The sequence below is a fragment of the Phenylobacterium sp. genome, from assembly GCF_025934275.1.
In the GTDB taxonomy this organism is placed as follows: Bacteria; Pseudomonadota; Alphaproteobacteria; order Caulobacterales; family Caulobacteraceae; genus Phenylobacterium.
In genome coordinates, this window is the sequence record NZ_JAICYI010000076.1 from 1 (window position 1) to 15,306 (window position 15,306).

19 protein-coding genes are annotated in these 15,306 nt (G+C 70.5%); 10 read left to right on the top strand and 9 right to left on the bottom strand.

Translation table 11 applies throughout. The features are described 5' to 3' along the window. Positions 1-127: 127 nt before the first annotated feature. Positions 128-889: a hydroxyacylglutathione hydrolase gene (gloB, locus tag Q0W60_RS15870; RefSeq protein ID WP_297697056.1), complete on the top strand. Its 762-nt coding sequence runs from the start codon at positions 128-130 to the stop codon at positions 887-889. A 16-nt stretch (positions 890-905) separates the two neighbouring features. On the opposite strand, the gene Q0W60_RS15875 is transcribed toward gloB, so the two are convergent. Further along, positions 906-1,667, bottom strand: a complete 762-nt coding sequence (locus Q0W60_RS15875; protein WP_297697057.1) for a DUF4908 domain-containing protein — start codon at positions 1,665-1,667, stop codon at positions 906-908. Between the two features lie 184 nt (positions 1,668-1,851). Here Q0W60_RS15875 and phaR point away from each other — a divergent pair, with 184 nt between their 5' ends. Both phaR and Q0W60_RS15885 read left to right on the top strand, forming a co-directional pair. Next, complete coding sequence (phaR, locus tag Q0W60_RS15880) at positions 1,852-2,454, top strand: polyhydroxyalkanoate synthesis repressor PhaR (protein WP_297697058.1); 603 nt, start codon at positions 1,852-1,854, stop codon at positions 2,452-2,454. 45 nt (positions 2,455-2,499) lie between these two features. Next, entirely contained in the window at positions 2,500-2,829 is a 330-nt protein-coding gene (locus tag Q0W60_RS15885; RefSeq protein WP_297697059.1) for a hypothetical protein, read from the top strand. Here Q0W60_RS15885 and Q0W60_RS15890 read toward each other — a convergent pair. Beyond that, positions 2,826-3,149 (bottom strand): DNA-binding protein, encoded by a 324-nt coding sequence (locus tag Q0W60_RS15890; protein ID WP_297697060.1) that lies wholly within the window; start codon positions 3,147-3,149, stop codon positions 2,826-2,828. The two genes, Q0W60_RS15885 and Q0W60_RS15890, sit on opposite strands and share 4 nt — an antisense overlap. Positions 3,150-3,365: 216 nt before the next feature. Here Q0W60_RS15890 and Q0W60_RS15895 point away from each other — a divergent pair, with 216 nt between their 5' ends. After that, positions 3,366-3,767: an SRPBCC family protein gene (locus tag Q0W60_RS15895; RefSeq protein ID WP_297697061.1), complete on the top strand. Its 402-nt coding sequence runs from the start codon at positions 3,366-3,368 to the stop codon at positions 3,765-3,767. Here the strand turns inward: Q0W60_RS15895 and Q0W60_RS15900 are convergent. Continuing rightward, a complete protein-coding gene (locus Q0W60_RS15900) occupies positions 3,764-4,504 on the bottom strand; it encodes a glycosyltransferase family 2 protein (protein WP_297697062.1) in 741 nt (246 codons plus the stop codon). The two genes, Q0W60_RS15895 and Q0W60_RS15900, sit on opposite strands and share 4 nt — an antisense overlap. Positions 4,505-4,559: 55 nt before the next feature. On the opposite strand from Q0W60_RS15900, the gene Q0W60_RS15905 reads away from it, so the two are divergent. After that, on the top strand, positions 4,560-6,251 hold the full coding sequence (locus tag Q0W60_RS15905; RefSeq protein ID WP_297697063.1) for a glycosyltransferase family 39 protein: 1,692 nt from the start codon (positions 4,560-4,562) through the stop codon (positions 6,249-6,251). Beyond that, positions 6,248-7,162 (top strand): hydroxymethylglutaryl-CoA lyase, encoded by a 915-nt coding sequence (locus tag Q0W60_RS15910; RefSeq protein WP_297697064.1) that lies wholly within the window; start codon positions 6,248-6,250, stop codon positions 7,160-7,162. The genes Q0W60_RS15905 and Q0W60_RS15910 overlap by 4 nt, the downstream gene beginning before the upstream one ends. On the opposite strand, the gene Q0W60_RS15915 is transcribed toward Q0W60_RS15910, so the two are convergent. From Q0W60_RS15915 to Q0W60_RS15930, 4 genes are read right to left on the bottom strand one after another with little or no spacing between them, the layout of a single operon-like run. Continuing rightward, positions 7,142-8,080 carry a glycosyltransferase family 2 protein gene (locus Q0W60_RS15915; RefSeq protein ID WP_297697065.1) on the bottom strand — a complete coding sequence of 313 codons (939 nt, stop codon included), beginning with the start codon at positions 8,078-8,080 and terminating at the stop codon, positions 7,142-7,144. The genes Q0W60_RS15910 and Q0W60_RS15915 overlap by 21 nt on opposite strands. After that, positions 8,077-10,050, bottom strand: a complete 1,974-nt coding sequence (gene thrS, locus Q0W60_RS15920; protein WP_297697066.1) for a threonine--tRNA ligase — start codon at positions 10,048-10,050, stop codon at positions 8,077-8,079. The genes Q0W60_RS15915 and thrS overlap by 4 nt, the downstream gene beginning before the upstream one ends. A 5-nt stretch (positions 10,051-10,055) precedes the next feature. Continuing rightward, positions 10,056-10,331, bottom strand: coding sequence for a membrane protein insertion efficiency factor YidD (gene yidD / locus Q0W60_RS15925; RefSeq protein ID WP_297697067.1), 276 nt, complete (start codon positions 10,329-10,331; stop codon positions 10,056-10,058). 56 nt (positions 10,332-10,387) lie between these two features. After that, positions 10,388-10,837: an iron-sulfur cluster assembly scaffold protein gene (locus Q0W60_RS15930; RefSeq protein ID WP_297697068.1), complete on the bottom strand. Its 450-nt coding sequence runs from the start codon at positions 10,835-10,837 to the stop codon at positions 10,388-10,390. Positions 10,838-10,944: 107 nt separating this feature from the next. On the opposite strand from Q0W60_RS15930, the gene Q0W60_RS15935 reads away from it, so the two are divergent. Beyond that, a complete protein-coding gene (locus Q0W60_RS15935; RefSeq protein WP_297697069.1) occupies positions 10,945-11,394 on the top strand; it encodes a hypothetical protein in 450 nt (149 codons plus the stop codon). 7 nt (positions 11,395-11,401) lie between these two features. On the opposite strand, the gene Q0W60_RS15940 is transcribed toward Q0W60_RS15935, so the two are convergent. Continuing rightward, positions 11,402-11,956 (bottom strand): SRPBCC domain-containing protein, encoded by a 555-nt coding sequence (locus tag Q0W60_RS15940; RefSeq protein WP_297697070.1) that lies wholly within the window; start codon positions 11,954-11,956, stop codon positions 11,402-11,404. A 61-nt stretch (positions 11,957-12,017) separates the two neighbouring features. After that, positions 12,018-13,400, bottom strand: a complete 1,383-nt coding sequence (gene cysS / locus Q0W60_RS15945) for a cysteine--tRNA ligase (RefSeq protein ID WP_297697071.1) — start codon at positions 13,398-13,400, stop codon at positions 12,018-12,020. Positions 13,401-13,584: 184 nt separating this feature from the next. Here cysS and folE point away from each other — a divergent pair, with 184 nt between their 5' ends. Genes folE through Q0W60_RS15960 form a run of 3 tightly spaced genes read left to right on the top strand, consistent with a single transcriptional unit; the run spans position 13,585 to position 15,264 of the window. Beyond that, positions 13,585-14,217, top strand: a complete 633-nt coding sequence (folE, locus tag Q0W60_RS15950; protein ID WP_297697072.1) for a GTP cyclohydrolase I FolE — start codon at positions 13,585-13,587, stop codon at positions 14,215-14,217. Between the two features lie 16 nt (positions 14,218-14,233). Beyond that, positions 14,234-14,635, top strand: coding sequence for a phosphoribosyl-AMP cyclohydrolase (hisI, locus tag Q0W60_RS15955; protein WP_297697073.1), 402 nt, complete (start codon positions 14,234-14,236; stop codon positions 14,633-14,635). Further along, positions 14,632-15,264, top strand: coding sequence for a LysE family translocator (locus Q0W60_RS15960; protein WP_297697074.1), 633 nt, complete (start codon positions 14,632-14,634; stop codon positions 15,262-15,264). The genes hisI and Q0W60_RS15960 overlap by 4 nt, the downstream gene beginning before the upstream one ends. Positions 15,265-15,306: the final 42 nt, after the last annotated feature.

Here is a 15,306-nt window from a genome sequence, read left to right on the forward strand (position 1 = left end):
ATCGGAGGCGTAGAATTGGCGAAGCTCGATGACGTCGCGGCGCATTCAGGTCCAGCTGTCGTCTCGACGAAAGTCTCGCGCCAACCTAAATGGCGTCTGGCGCATTGTCGCGCGAGGAGGGCCCGTCATGCCGCTCACGGTCCACCAGTTCCCCTGCCTCTCCGACAACTACGGCTTCCTCGCCCGCGACGAGGCGAGCGGGCTGGCCGCCTGCATCGACACCCCCGAATCCGGCGCCATCCTGCGCGAGCTGCGGGAGCTCGGCTGGACGCTCGCCCTGATCCTCAACACCCACTGGCATCCGGACCACGCGGGCGGCAACGCCGAGGTCAAGGCGGCGACGGGAGCGACCATAGTCGGGCCGAAGGAGGTGACCCGCATCGCGCCGCTGGACCGCGAGGTGAGCGGCGGCGATGTGGTCGAGCTCGGCGAGACCGGATTCCAGGTGATCGAGTCCGGCGGCCACACCCTGGGGCACATCACCTACTACGATGCGGCCGACCGCATCGCCTTCGTCGGAGACACGCTGTTCGCCATGGGCTGCGGACGGCTGTTCGAAGGCGACGCAGCCCAGATGTGGGCGAGCCTTCAGCGGCTCGCCGCCCTGCCCGACGACACGCGCGTCTACTGCGCGCACGAGTACACGGCGTCCAACGCCCGCTTCGCGCTGTCGGTGGACGACGATCCGGCGCTGAAGCGCCGCGCCGAGGCGGTGTTCGCCGCCCGCGAGCGCGGAGAGCCGACGGTGCCGACCACCATCGGCCTGGAGAAGGCGACCAATCCGTTCCTCCGGGCTCCGGCGCTGGCGGGGCGGGTCGGCGCGCAGGGCAAGGCCGACCACGAGGCCTTCGGCGCCGTGCGCGCCGCCAAGGATGCCTTCAGGGGCTGAGCCGGCGCACCGACCCTCACCGGCCGCCGGCCGCCACCATCACGATGCGTTCCGAGGAGGGACGGCCCGCCAGGCCCAGGCTCGGGACCACGGTCACCTGCAGGGCGCCGCGGCTGAGGCTGGCGGTCGGCCTGCGGCCCTCGATCAGCTTCACCTCGCGAAACTTCGCCAGCAGGCGCGACGCGTCGGCCCGGCGGCTGATCCGGATGATCGCTTCGCTCACCACCAGGGCCGCATCGGCGATCAGCCCGGAGGAGCGCGGCGTCGCCTCGACATCGAAGGGGATCAGCCGCCGTGCGGCGTGGCTCGCCCGGCCGCTTGCCGCGACCACCCGCTCGGCGAGCGCCTGAGGCCCAAGCACGGGCAGCCGCAAGGGGCTGCCGCCGCCGGCCAGGGCCACCGCCTCGCCGCTCGGTCGATGCGGCGTGAACACCGTCAGGCCGCCCAGGCGCGTGGCGCGCAGCACCGGCTCGCCCTGGTCGTTCTTGTAGATCACGTCGCCGCGCGGGGCGGGCTGCGGGTTGAGGACCCAGACCTCGGGGCTGTCGTCGAACTTGAGGAGCGGGCGGTCCTGGGTCCGGTCCAGGATGAAGCTGTCGCCATCCTCGGACACGTAGCGGGCCACCGTCGGCGGCCCGAGCTCGCGGCCGGTCAGCGCCTGGCGGCCGAACAGGCCTTGGCGCAGGGTCTCCTGGGCCGCCGCAGCGCTTGCGAATCCCAGGCCTGCACAGATCGCCGCTGCGCAGATCGACCTCGAAACCGCAGACGGCCGTCCCATCATCGTCCGCCAAACGATGTCGCCCGACTGGGGCGCTTTTTGGACCTGGGCGCGGCGCGGGAGAGACACCCGGCGACCCCGCATCGCACCAAAATCGCGGCCGCAATTGCTTATCGCCTCGCATCCGCGATACTGCGGTGCAGAAACGCGGCGCCGGAACGGGCGTCCGGCGCAAGGGATTGGGATGGCTGACACCCCGGGTAAAGACGCTCCCCAGGGCGAGCGCGTGGTCATCAAGAAGTACGCCAACCGGCGGCTCTACAACACCGCCTCCTCCTCCTACGTTACCCTCGAGCATCTCGCCGACATGGTGAAGCGCGGCGTCGACTTCGTGGTCTACGACGCCAAGACCAACGAGGACATCACCCGCTCGGTGCTGACGCAGATCATCTTCGAGGAGGAGAGCCAGGGGCAGTCGCTGCTGCCGATCCAGTTCCTGCGGCAGCTGATCAGCTTCTACGGCAACTCCCTGCAGGCCTTCCTGCCGAGCTACCTCGAGATGTCGCTGGCGGCGTTCACCCAGCAGCAGGAGCGGATGCGCAGCCAGCTCTCGACGCTGGGAGCCGGCGGCGGCATGGGCGTCTACGAGGAGCAGATCCGCCAGAACCTCGCGCTGTTCGACCGCGCCATGAAGATGTTCTCGCCGTTCGCCTATGCGAAAGGCGAGGAGCCGGCGCCGACGGCCTCCAAGGCCGAACCGCCGCCGGCGGACGACGCGCTGGCCCAACTGCGCAGGCAGATGGAGGAGATGCAGGCGCAGATCGACAAGCTGGCCACCAAGCGCTGAGCTCAGGCGTTCGTCTGGCTTAGGGCTTGCAGCCGCTTAAGCATGATGTCCCGAATTGAGCCGATCCGCCGCTCGGACCTTCCCCGACGCGCCCAGCGCGCCGACCCGGGCGCGCCGGAGGCGGAGGCTGCGATCGAGCCCGCGCGGCTGCCGGTTCCGCTGACCCGCGCGCCGCGCATCGAGCCGCGTTCGGGACGCGCCGGCGGGCGCGCCGAGCTCGCCGCCCAGCTCATCGGGCAGGACGGCGCCAAGCGTGGGCTGCGCGCCGGTCCGGAGGCCTTCGAGGCGGCCAACAGCCTCTACAACCGCACCGAATGGTCCGGCGCCAGGGACCGTCGCTTGCGCAAGGGTGCGATCACCCGGACCGAGGTCTAGCCGCCGCGGGCGAGACGAGCGATTTCGGCCTCGAGGGCGGCCACCCGGCGTTCCAGGGCCGCAATCCTGGCCTCCGCGAGCCCGGCGGCCGGGCCAGGAACCGGCGTGGAGACGCCCGCGCGGCGCGCGACTTCCTCGGCAGGCTCGCCCAAGAGCACGGCGAAACGCGCCACGTCCTCGGCGGAAAGTTCCCGCTGGTCCTTGAAGACGAGGGCGAGGTCGGCCTCGGATAGCCCGCTCGCCGCCGCCATCACCGGCCGCGACAGGCCGCGCTCGGCGAGGCGCGCCTCGAACCAGTCGACGTCGAAGAACAGGGCCATGGAGCTCTCGGCCTTGGTGGCGCCGGTCTTGCTTAACCGTCTTCGATCTCCCCCACCACGGGCCTTGCCATGATCCAGCTCGCCTCGCGCGTCTTCGACCTCGCCCTCGTGGCGCTGATCTTCAGCGCGCTCACCTGAGCCGCCGACCTCGTCCGAAATCCGCCAGCGCCGAGCGGCGGGGCCTGCCAAGCTCCTTCGGAAATCGGGAGATGGATCATGGCTTCGATCATCAGGGACATTGAAATCGACGCGCCTGCGCCGGCGGTGTGGGACGCGATCGCCGACTTCGGCGCGGTGCATCGGCGCTTTGCGCCGGGATTCGTCAGCAACGTCGAACTCGTGCCGGGCGGCCGCCTGGTGACTTTCGCCGACGGGCTCACCGTCAAGGAGCTGTTCCTCGGGCGTGACGACGAACGCCGCCGGCTCGCCTATTCCGTCCAGAGCGAAAGGATGAGCCATCACTCGGCCTCGTTCGAGGTCGTCGAAGCGCCCGGCGGAAAGGCTCGCCTCGTCTGGACCGCCGACGTCCTGCCGGACGAGATCGCCGGCTGGCTCGCCGGCCGCATGGAGGAGGGCCTTAAGGTCGCCGCTCCGGTCGTGGGTCGGGTTCGCGCCTAGACTTCTTCAACGCCGGCGGGATTGCGGGCCCGCGACTGCAGCCACATCACGCCCATCAGGTCGGACAACGACACCCACAGCCGGCCGAGGTTGGTGTACTTCGAGCGGCCGGTGGTGCGATGCCGATGGTTCACCGGCAAGAACGCCGTCCGATAACCCTCGCGGACCATTAGCGCCGGCAGGTAGCGGTGGATGTGGTCGAAGTAGGGAAGCCGCAGGAAGGCCTCGCGGCGGAAGGCCTTCAGCCCGCAGCCGGTGTCGTTGGCGGTGTCGCGGAGCAGACGCTTGCGGACCCCGTTGCCGATCCGCGAGGCGATCTTCTTGGCCCGGCTGTCCTGGCGCTTCACGCGCTCGCCGCCGACCATGGCGAGGTCGGGCCCGCCGGCGAGGAGCGCGTCCACCAGCTTCGGTCCGTCCGCCGGATCGTTCTGGCCGTCCCCATCGAGGGTGACGATGATCTCGCCACGCGCGCCCAGCACGCCCGTGCGGATGGCCCGGCTCTGGCCGGCGTTCTTGCGATGCGCCAGCACCCGCAGCTCGGGGATCTCGCGCTCCAGCGCCTTCAGCGCCGCGCGGGTGCCGTCCCGGCTGGCGTCGTCGACGAAGACGATCTCGAAGCTGCGGCCGCGGAACGCGCCGGCGATCTCGCGGGCGAGCGCGGGGGCGGCGCCCTCCTCGTCGAACACGGGCGTCACCACGGAGATCTGCGGGGCGGCGGCGGACGCGCGTCGGGCCATGGCGCCTGCATAGCTGAAAACCTTGCGCGGGGAAGGATCGTGTTATCAGGGCCAAATGACGCTTCAGGGCGAACTGGCGCGCTGGAGCCGGGGCTGGCGGGGACCCGCGGTCGCGGCCTTCATCGCCTTACTGGCCGGGCTGCCGGGCCTGATCGCCGTGCCGCCGCTTGACCGCGACGAGTCCCGCTTCGCCCAGGCCACCGCCCAGATGCTGGAAACCCGCGATTTCGTGGTGATCCGCTATCAGGAGGAGCCGCGGTTCAAGAAGCCGGTCGGCATCCACTGGCTGCAGGCGGCCAGCGTCAGCCTGTTCTCCAGTCCCGAGGCGCGGCAGATCTGGGCCTACCGGATCCCGTCCCTGATCGGCGCCATGCTGGCGGCGGGCGCCTGCGCCTGGGGGGCCGCTGCCTTCTTCGGACCCGAGGCCGGGCTGCTGGCCGGGGCCATGCTCGGAACCACCTTCCTGCTCTCGACCGAGGCGTTCATCGCCAAGACCGACGCGGTGCTGTGCGGCGCGACGACCCTGGCCATGGCGGCGCTGGCGCGGATCTACGCTTCGGCGCGCGACGGACCCCCGGTGGGCCGCGCCGCGGCGATGGTGTTCTGGGCCGCGCTCGGGGTCGCAACCCTGGTCAAGGGGCCGGTCGGGCCGATGGTGGCCGCCCTCGCCATCCTGGCGCTGGTGATCGTCGAGCGTCGGGCCGGCTGGCTCGTCAAGCTCGACGCCTACTGGGGCTTGATCCTGTTCCTGATCATCGTCGGACCGTGGGCCGGCGCGGTGACGGTGGCGACCGACGGCGGCTTCTGGTCGAGCGCCCTGGCCGGCGACCTGGCCCCGAAGCTCGCCGGCGGCCAGGAAACCCACGGCGCGCCGCCTGGCTACCACACCCTGCTCGCACCGATCCTCGCCTTCCCGATGACCCTGATGCTGCCGGCCGCCGCCGTCGCCGCCTGGCGCCGTCGCAGCGAGACCGGCGTCCGCTTTGCGCTGGCCTGGCTGATCCCGACCTGGCTCGTCTTCGAGGCGCTGCCGACCAAGCTCGTGCACTACACCCTGCCGGCCTATGGCGCGCTCGCCTGGCTCGCCGCCGCAGCGCTCATCCAGCCGCTCGGCGCGCGCGTCAAATGGGCGGGCGCAGCGCTGCAGGCGCTGATCGGCCTGGCCCTCGCCGCCGGGGTCTTCTATCTGCAGTCGCGCTACGGAGCGGGCCGCGACGCGCCTGAGGCGGGCCTCGCCGCGGCTCTGCTCGCCGCGGCCGGGCTGGTCGCCGCCTACCTGTTGGCGCGCAAGACGCCGCTTGCCGCCCTGGCCTCAGGACTGGGCCTGGGGCTTCTCGGCCATGCCGCGCTGGCCGCCGGGTTCGCGCCCAGGCTCTCGCCGCTTTGGCTCTCCGCCCGGGTGGAGCAGGCGCTGGGCAAGGCCCAGCTGCTGCCGAGCCAGGGTCTCGCCGACGCGCCGGTGACCGTCGTGGGCTACGCCGAGCCGAGCCTCGTCTTCGAGCTCGGCACAGACACCGAACTGGGCGACGCCGAGGACGCCGCCGAGGCCATGGTCGAGCATCGGCCGGCGGTGGTGGAAGCGAGGGAAGAGGCCGCCTTCGAGACGGCGCTCGCGGCCGACCACGCAACGGCCGTCCGGGTGGCCGAGGTGGACGGCGTCGACTATTCCACCGGCCACAAGCTCGCCCTGCGCGTTTACAAGGCGCCCGACACGCCGAACGGATCGAGCCCGGGAGAGATGCCATGAGCCGTCGCATTGAGATCGTCGAAGTCGGTCCCAGGGACGGGCTGCAGAACGAGAAGGCGTTGCTGGAGATCGATCAGAAGATCGAGTTCATCGAAAGGCTCGAGACGGCGGGCGCGCGGCGGATGGAGACCGTGTCGTTCGTCAATCCCAAGCGCGTGCCGCAGATGGCGGGCGCGGAGGAGATCTCGGCGGCGCTGCCGCATGCCGAGGGCCGCTCGCGCATCGGCCTTGTTCTGAACGAGCGCGGCTGGGACCGTTGCCTGGCGGCCGGCTGCGACGAGGCCAACGTGGTGGTCTGCGCCACCGACGGCTTCGGCATCCGTAATCAGGGCGCCAGCGTCGACGAGCAGCTCGCCGCCATGCAGCGGATCGCCGCGCGCAAGCACGCCGAGGGCGGCCCGCCGATCACGGTCACCATCTCCGTCGCGTTCGGCTGCCCGTTCGAGGGCGAGGTCTCCGAGGAGCAGGTGCTGCGGATCGTGCGGGCGGCGGCGGAGGCGGAGGTCGACGAGCTGGCGCTGGCCGACACCATCGGCGTCGCCGACCCCTGGCTGGTGCGCCGGCGGATCGAGGCGGCGCGGACCGCCGCCCCCGGCTTGCGGCTGCGGATGCACTTCCACGACACCCGCAACACCGGCCTCGCCAACGCCTTCGCCAGCGTCGAGGCTGGCGTCGAGGTGCTGGACGCCAGCTGCGGCGGCCTGGGCGGCTGCCCGTTCGCCCCCGACGCAACCGGCAACATCGGCACCGAGGACCTGGTCTACATGCTCGAGCGGGCGGGCTATGCCACGGGCTACGACCTCGACGCCCTGATCGAGACGGCCGATTGGGTCACCGGCCTTCTCGGCAAGCAACCGACCGCATCGGTGAGCAGGGCCGGGGGCTTCCCTTTACGTCGCGCGGCCGGTTAGTCGCCAGAGCAGAGGCCGGGCGAGCGCCGCGCCGACCACCAGCGGGGACAGCAAGCATGCCGCCAGGCGTTGCGGGAGCGTCTCCGCGCGCTTGCGGAAGTAGCGGGCCAGCCCGACGCCCTTGTGGAATTCCACACGCAGCGGGCTGGTCTGACTGGTGTGGCCCAGGTGGATCACCTCGGCCTTCGGGTGGAACAGCACCTGGCCGCCCTGGCGGCGGACCCGCCAGCAGAGGTCGACGTCCTCGACGTGCAGGAAATAGCCCTCGTCGAAACCCTCGACGGCGTCGAAGTCCTCGCGGCGCATGCAGAAGCAGGCGCCGGAGATGGTCGGGACCGCCGCTGCGGCCTCAGGCTCGGCCTCGCTCTCCCAGTGCACCTCGAAGCGGCGCCAGCCCGGCACGCGCTGGGCGAGGCGGCTGAACGAGAGCAGCGCGCTCATCGGGGTGATGTCGCCGCGCCGGCCGCCGCGCTGCTCGGAGCGGTCGGCGTTCAGCACCCGGCCGCCCACCACGCAGGGGGCCGGCCGGCTCTCGATCTCGCGGACCAGCTCGGCCACGCAACCCGGCTGCAGGAAGGCGTCGGGGTTCAGGAACACGAGCAGGTCGCCGCGCGCCTTGCGGGCGCCGAGATTCGCGCCACGCGCGAATCCGACATTGCCGTGGCCGCTCAGCAACACCACCCGTGGATCGCGCGCGGCGAGGCTGCGCAGCACATGGGCTTCGGCTTCGCTCGAGCCATTGTCCACGACCACCAACTCGTCGACCAGCGGGTCGCGCAGCACGCAGGCGAGGCTCTCCTCGAGCGCCTCGCCCGTCATGTAGACGACCATGACCACCGAGACGCCGCGGCGCGGCTTGAGGAACTCGGCGAGCTCCGCAGGTTCCGCGGCGACGATGGGTGCGGCGACGCCGTTCATCCAGCCTCCCTGACCACCGCCGTGCGAGGCGCGAGCGCGCCCGCCGCCTGCCTCGCAAGATCAGGCGGACTCGCCTCAGAGGCAAGCGCATTTGCGGCGTCATCCAGTCCCATCAGCTGCTGGCGGTCCGAGCCCAGGCGGCGCAGGGCGACCTGCCGCTGCTCGGCCTCGCGGCGGCCGACGACGGCGATCACGGGCGTCTTCGCGAGGCTGTGCTCGCGGACCTTGTAACCCACCTTCTCGTTGCGGAGATCGAGCTCCACCCTCAGCCCCTTCGCCTGCAGCGCCGCCGCCGCTTCGCGCGCGTAGTCGTCAGCGTCGGAGGTGATTGTGGCCACAACAAGCTGAACAGGAGCCAACCAGAGCGGAAAAGCCCCGGCATAGTGCTCGATGAGCACACCCAGGAATCGCTCGATGGAGCCGAAGATGGCCCGGTGCAGCATCACCGGCCGATGCTTCAGGCCGTCCTCGCCGATATAGCTGGCGTCGAGCCGCTCGGGCATGACCATGTCGAGCTGCAGCGTGCCGCACTGCCAGGTGCGCCCGATGGCGTCCCTCAGGTGGAACTCCAGCTTCGGCGCATAGAATCCTCCCTCGCCGGGCAGGATCTCGAATTCGAGGCCCACATCGCGCGCCGCCCGCTCGAGCATCGCCTCGGCCCGGTCCCACATCTCGTCGGAGCCCGCGCGCACCTCCGGGCGCAAGGCGAGCTTGACGGCGTGCAGCTCAACGCCCAGGTCGGCGTATACGAGGTTCAGCAGGCGGACGAAGTCGCGCGTCTCGCTCTCCACCTGGTCCTCGCGACAGAAGACGTGCGCATCGTCCTGAGCCAGCTGGCGCACGCGAAGCAGTCCGTGCAGCGAGCCGGAGCTCTCGTAGCGGTGCAGGCCCTCGAACTCGGCCAACCGGATCGGCAGTTCGCGGTAGCTACGCTGGCCATGGTTGAAGATTTGGACGTGGCCGGGGCAGTTCATCGGCTTGACGGCGAGCACCTCGCCCTCGTCCGTCTCGCAGACGAACATGTCGGAGTGGAACTTGTCCCAGTGGCCGGATCGCTCCCAAAGGGATCGGTCAAGCAGCTGGGGCGTCTTCACTTCCTGATAGCCGGCGGCCTCCATCCGACGTCGCATGTAGGCCACGAGCGTACGGTACAGGGTCCAGCCCTTGGGATGCCAGAACGCCATCCCGCGTCCCTCTTCCTGGAAATGGAAGAGATCCATGGCCTGGCCGATCTTGCGGTGGTCGCGCTTCTCGGCCTCCTCGAGGCGATGCAGGTAGGCGTCCAGCTCCGCCTCGCTGGCCCAGGCGGTGCCGTAGATCCGCTGCAGTTGCGGATTGCGGTGGTCGCCCCGCCAGTAGGCGCCGGCCAGCTTGGTCAGCTTGAACGCCTTGCCGGCGGCCCTCGTCGAGGGCAGGTGCGGGCCCAGGCACAGGTCCTTCCAGCTCCCCTGGCGGTAGACGCTGATCTCCTCGTCCTCAGGCAGGTCGCGGATGATCTCGGCCTTGTAGCGTTCGCCGATCGACTCGAAGTGGCGAATCGCCTCGTCGCGGTCCCACACCTCGCGCTTGATCGGCTCGTCCCGCTCGACGATCTCCTTCATGCGCTGCTCGATCTTCGGCAGGTCGTCGAGGCTGAACGGCTCGTCGCGGGCGAAGTCGTAGTAGAAGCCGTCCTCGATCGCCGGGCCGATGGTCACCTGCGTGCCGGGGAACAGCTCCTGCACGGCCTCGGCCATGATGTGGCTGACGTCGTGGCGGATGGTCTCAAGCGCCTCGGGGGACTCGCGCGTCAGGATCTCGAAGCGGCCGCCCCTGGCGAGCGGCCGGTCGAGGTCGAGCAGCTCGCCGTCGAGCTTCACGAGCACGGCCTTCTTCTCCAGCGACTTGGAGATGGAGCCCGCGATGGCGCGGCCCGTGACGCCGTCGTCGAACTGGCGCTGGGAGCCGTCGGGAAAAATCAGGTCGATCATGTCTTTCAGGTCCGGGTTCGCGCCGGGGGTCCGGAAACCTCTCGCGGGGCCTTGCGGCGCGGGGGCGGGACCGGGTCATAGCCCGAGCCGCCCCAGGGATGGCAACGACACAGCCGGCGGACCGCGAGACCGCTCCCGCGCCACAGGCCGTGGCCGATCAGGGCTTCAGCGGCATATTCCGAGCAGGTCGGAAGGTACCGGCACTGCCGCCCGATCAGCGGCGAAAGCGTCAGCTTGTAGGCGCGAAGCGCGCCCCTGACGCAGCTCTCGTAAAGGGTCATGCCGGTGAGCGGATATGTGGAACGGTCCCAGCGCTTACGCCGGGGCTACGAGAGGATCAAGCCGCGCCGGCGGGGCTAGTTCGCGCCACGGCCTTGCGCACGGCTTCGCACACCGCCTCGAACGCCAGCAACGTCGAGGCGTGACGGGCCGGATAATCTCTCACAGGCGCAAGCATCGCCAGATCCGCAAATCGTCCTTCGGGCGGGGAGCCGCCCTCCTTCAACATCGCCCGAAGCTGATCGCGCGCAGTTTCCAGTTCGTCAACGGAGGCGCCGATCACATGTCCGCCCAGCACCGAGGCCGAGGCCTGGCCCAGCGCGCACGCCTTCACTTCCTGGGCGAAATCCGACACCCGGTCGCCCTCGACGGCGACGTCGACCAGCACGCGGCTGCCGCAGAGCTTGGAGACCTTCTCGGCCGAGCCCTGGGCGTGCGCCAGCCGCCCGAGCCGCGGGAGGTTAGCCGCCAGCGCCAGCACCTTCGCCGAATAGAGGTCGTCGATCATCGCATGGCATGTAGGGCGCGCGGCCGATCCGGGCAATCGCCGACCACGGCGGCGATGGCGGAAGCGGGAGATGGCGCAAAGATGCCGGCGCATGCCAAGCTTCGCCCATGCATCTCCGTCTCGCCCTGACCCTCGTGCTCATCGCGATCGCTCCGGCGGCGCTGGCGCGGGGCGACACGATGCAGACCATCATGGCGACGCACGTGAACCCGGCGGCGCTCGCCTTCTGGGCGGCGGGCAACGATCCGCCGGACGGCGAGACGCCGGCCCAGGCCAGCCTGCGCTGGGCGGCCGCCCTGAAGGGCGCGGAGGCGATGCAGGCCTGGGGCAAGGTTCTCCAGCAGCCGCCGTTCACGCGCTCCGGGCGCTGGAACGACGACGCCCGGCTGATGATCGAGGTCGCCCGCCTGGGCGAGCCCGTGATCCGCGCGCATGACGCGGCCAAGGCGTTCGAGATGGGCGGACGGCTCTACGACGCCTGCAACGAGTGCCACAAGCTCTACGTGCCGCGCCGCGGCGCCACCATCCCGCGCGAATCGCCGCTCAATCCGCCGTGAGCGGAGGCTAGCCTTTCTGCGCCTGCCAGCGCGCCTCGGCGCGGGTCTTGAGCGCCTCGCCCATGGCCTGGAAGCCGCGATGGATGGCGCGGCCGGACTGCTTGACGACGGAAGCGCCCATCAGCCCGCCGAAGATCTCGCCGTTGTTGATGATGCAGCTTTCCTCGGCGAGGCTGTCGATCTCTATGTAGCGCACGGTCCTGACCAGGCCGCCCATCAGCGACAGCCGCCAGTGCAGCTGCTCGTTCGGAACCCATTCCAGCACCGTAGGCTGGATGACGCGCTGCGGCTGGCCGGGCAACGCCAGCGTCAGCGTGAGCGGCGCGCCGATGCGGATCGCCCCGGACGCCTTCGGGTAGAGCGGGTTCCAGGTCTGCCAACCCTCCAGGTCGTAGAGCACGTCCCAGATCGCCTCGGCGGGGGCCTGGACGCCGATGCGGTGCTCGATGCGGATGCCGCGCGGGCCGCTGGGCTTGGCCGGGCCGCCGCCGCCCTTCGGCTTGGGCGGACCCATGCGGCCGAAGGGGTTGACCTTCAACGGGGGCGGCGGGGCGATCGGCATAACCCCGCGACGAGGCCTGAGGAGTTGGGCGATTGCAAGGCCTTAGACGGCGTAGGGGGGCTCAGGCCGGCGCCTTCAGCCGCCAGGTCGCGCCTGAGGGGCCGTCCATCACCTCGACGTTGAGCGCCGTGAGCTCGGCCCGCAGGCGGTCGGCCTCGGGCCAGTCCTTCGCGCGCCGCGCCGTGTCGCGGGCGGCGACCAGCGCCTCAATCCGCGCCCTGAGGGCAGCATCCGCCCCGCCCTGGAACCAATGCTCCGGATCGGCGGCGAGGAAGCCCATCAGCCCTGCGGAGCCCAGGAGCTCGCCCTTGGCGCGGGCCTTCTCCGCGGCCGTCCCGGTCTCCAGCGCCGCAGCGAGCGCGAAGAGCTCGGCCATGGCGGCGGCGGTGTTGAGGTCATCGTCCAGCGCCGCCAGGAAGCCGGCCGACGGCCGCTTAGCGCCGGGCGGGACCTCGGCGGCGCGGCGCAGCGCGCCATAGAGCCGGTCCAGCGAGCGCCGGGCCTGCTCGATCAGCTCGACGTTCCACTCGAGGGGCGCACGGTAGTGGCCGACCAGCAGCGCCCAGCGGATCGCCTCGCCCGGGTAGCGCTGCAAGAGGTCGTGGGCGAGCGCCACATTGCCGAGCGACTTCGACATCTTCTCGTCGCCGAAGTTCAGGAAGCCGTTGTGCAGCCAATAGGCGGCATAGGTCGGCTCGTGGGTGGCGCAGACGCCCTGGGCGCGCTCGTTCTCGTGGTGCGGAAAGATCAGGTCGACGCCGCCGCCGTGGATGTCGATCGGCAAGCCCAGCGTCTGCTCGATCATCGCCGAGCACTCGATGTGCCAGCCGGGCCGGCCGGGCCCCCAGGGGCTCTCCCACACCGGCTCGCCGGGCTTCGATGGCTTCCAGAGCACGAAGTCGGCCGGGTTCTGCTTGTAAGGGGCGACCTCCACGCGGGCGCCGGCGATCATCTCCTCCAGCGGCCGGCCGGAGAGCTGGCCGTACTCGGAATAGGCGGAAGTGTTGAACACGACGTGGCCTTGGGCGGCGTAGGCGGCGTTGCTGCGCATGAGCCGGCCGATCATATCGATGATCGCATCCATCGTCCGCGTGGCGCGCGGCTGGAAGCTCGGCGCCAGCGCGCCGAGCCGGGCGGCGTCGGCGTTGTAGGCGGCGAGGTAGCGCTCGGCGACCACCTCGATCGGCACGCCTTCTTCGGCGGCCTTGGCGTTGATCTTGTCGTCGACGTCGGTGACGTTGGCGGCGTAGAGCACCGCGTCGTCGCCATAGGCGTGGCGCAGCAGCCGGAACAGCACGTCGAACACCACCACCGGGCGGAAGTTGCCGACGTGGGCGAAGTTGTAGACCGTCGGCCCGCAGACATACATCGTCACCCGCTTCGGATCGCGCGGGACGAACGGGCGCTTGGCGCGCGCCATGGTGTCGTAGAGGGCCAGGCTCATCGATTCGGTGACGTTGCGGAACGGTTGCCCCGGAACCGGGGTCGCCCATATACAGGCAGCCTGGATGGGACGCCACGGGAACCCCGGCGGCCCTTTCCCATCCAAGTGAAAGGGGTGGCCACGCGTCAATTTCCGGGACCTTCGTCCCGGCGCAACTCAGCCCCGGAAAGACCCGCACTCAGACATGGACGCCATCCGCGACCGAACCCTGGTCGGATCCGACGCCGACCTTGATCTTGAAGCCGTGAAGCGCCCCACCCGCGAAGAAGCGATGGCGGCCGTTCGCACCCTGATCGCCTGGGCGGGCGACGACCCGCGTCGCGAAGGCGTGATCGACACCCCCAAGCGCGTCGTCGACGCCTTCGGCGAGTGGTTCGAGGGCTACAACCTCGATCCCGCCGTCGAGCTTTCCCGCACCTTCGAGGACGTGCAGGGCTACGACGACATCGTGATGCTGCGCGACATCGAGGTGGAGAGCCACTGCGAGCACCACATGGCTCCGTTCCTCGGCAAGGCGTTCGTGGCCTACATGCCGACCAACCGGGTCGTGGGCATCTCCAAGCTGGCCAAGGTGGTCGAGATCTTCGCCCGCCGTCTGCAGACCCAGGAGACGATGACGCAGCAGATCGCCGATGCGATCACCGACAGCCTCCGGCCCGCCGGCGTCGCCGTGCTGGTCGATGCGGTCCACCAGTGCATGACCACCCGCGGCGTGCACCACCGCCACGTCTCGACGATCACGACCCAGTTCACCGGGGTCTTCAAGACCGACGCGACGCTGCGGCAACGGTTCCTGGATTTCGTGAACAAGCGCTGAGGCGCTAAGAGGGGAAATGGCCGAAACGTCGTTTCCCCACGCTTCATCGCAAGACGCTCTCGAGCACGGCGAGACGCTGGCGCCCCGCTTCGACGTCGACGGGCTGATCGCGGCGATCGCCACGCACGCCGACACCGGCGAGGTGCTGATGCTCGCCTGGATGAACGCCGAGGCGCTGGCGAAGACGCTCGCGACCGGCGAGGCGCACTACTTCAGCCGCTCGCGGAACGAGCTCTGGCGCAAGGGCGCGACCAGCGGCCAGATCCAGCTGGTCGCGGAAGCGCGCATCGACTGCGACCAGGACGCGGTCTGGCTGAAGGTGAGGCCGCAGGGCGACGGCGGCGCCTGCCACACCGGGGCGCGCTCCTGCTTCTACCGGCTGATCGAGGAAGACGGCCGCCTGAAGGAAGCGCGATGACGGTTCCCGAGGCGCTGATCGCCTTCTGCCTCGCCGCGGGCCTGCTCACCATCACCCCGGGGCTCGACACCGCGCTGGTGCTGCGGACCGCCGCCGTCGAGGGCCCGAGGAAGGCGGCCATGGCCGGCGCGGGCGTCTGCCTGGGCACCATCATCTGGGCGGCCGCCGTGGCGTTCGGCCTGGGGGCCCTGCTCGAAACCTCGAAGCTCGCCTTCGACGTCTTGAAGTGGGCGGGGGCGGCCTACCTGCTCTGGCTCGGGCTGAACCTGATCGTGCGGCCGCGCGAGCGGTTCGAGGTGGCTGCGGCGGGCCCGGTCGCCCGCGGCGTCAGCGCCTGGGACTGGTTTGGCCGCGGGGTGCTCAACAACCTGCTGAACCCGAAGGCCGGGGTGTTCTACGTGTCCTTCCTGCCGCAGTTCGTGCCGGCCGGCGTGCCGGCGGCGCCGTTCATGCTGCTGCTCGGCTGCCTGCATGCGGCGATGGCCGTCCCGTGGTTCGGGACGATCATCGGGGCCACGCGGCCGATCGCCGGCGCGTTGCAGAAGAGCGCCGTCGTCCGCTGGCTCGACCGGTTGACCGGCGGCGTCTTCGTGGGTTTCGGCGTGCGGCTCGCCCTGGAGCGTCGCTAGGCGTGCCCGATCCGGACGAGGCGGAGGAGCCGCTCGAGGCGG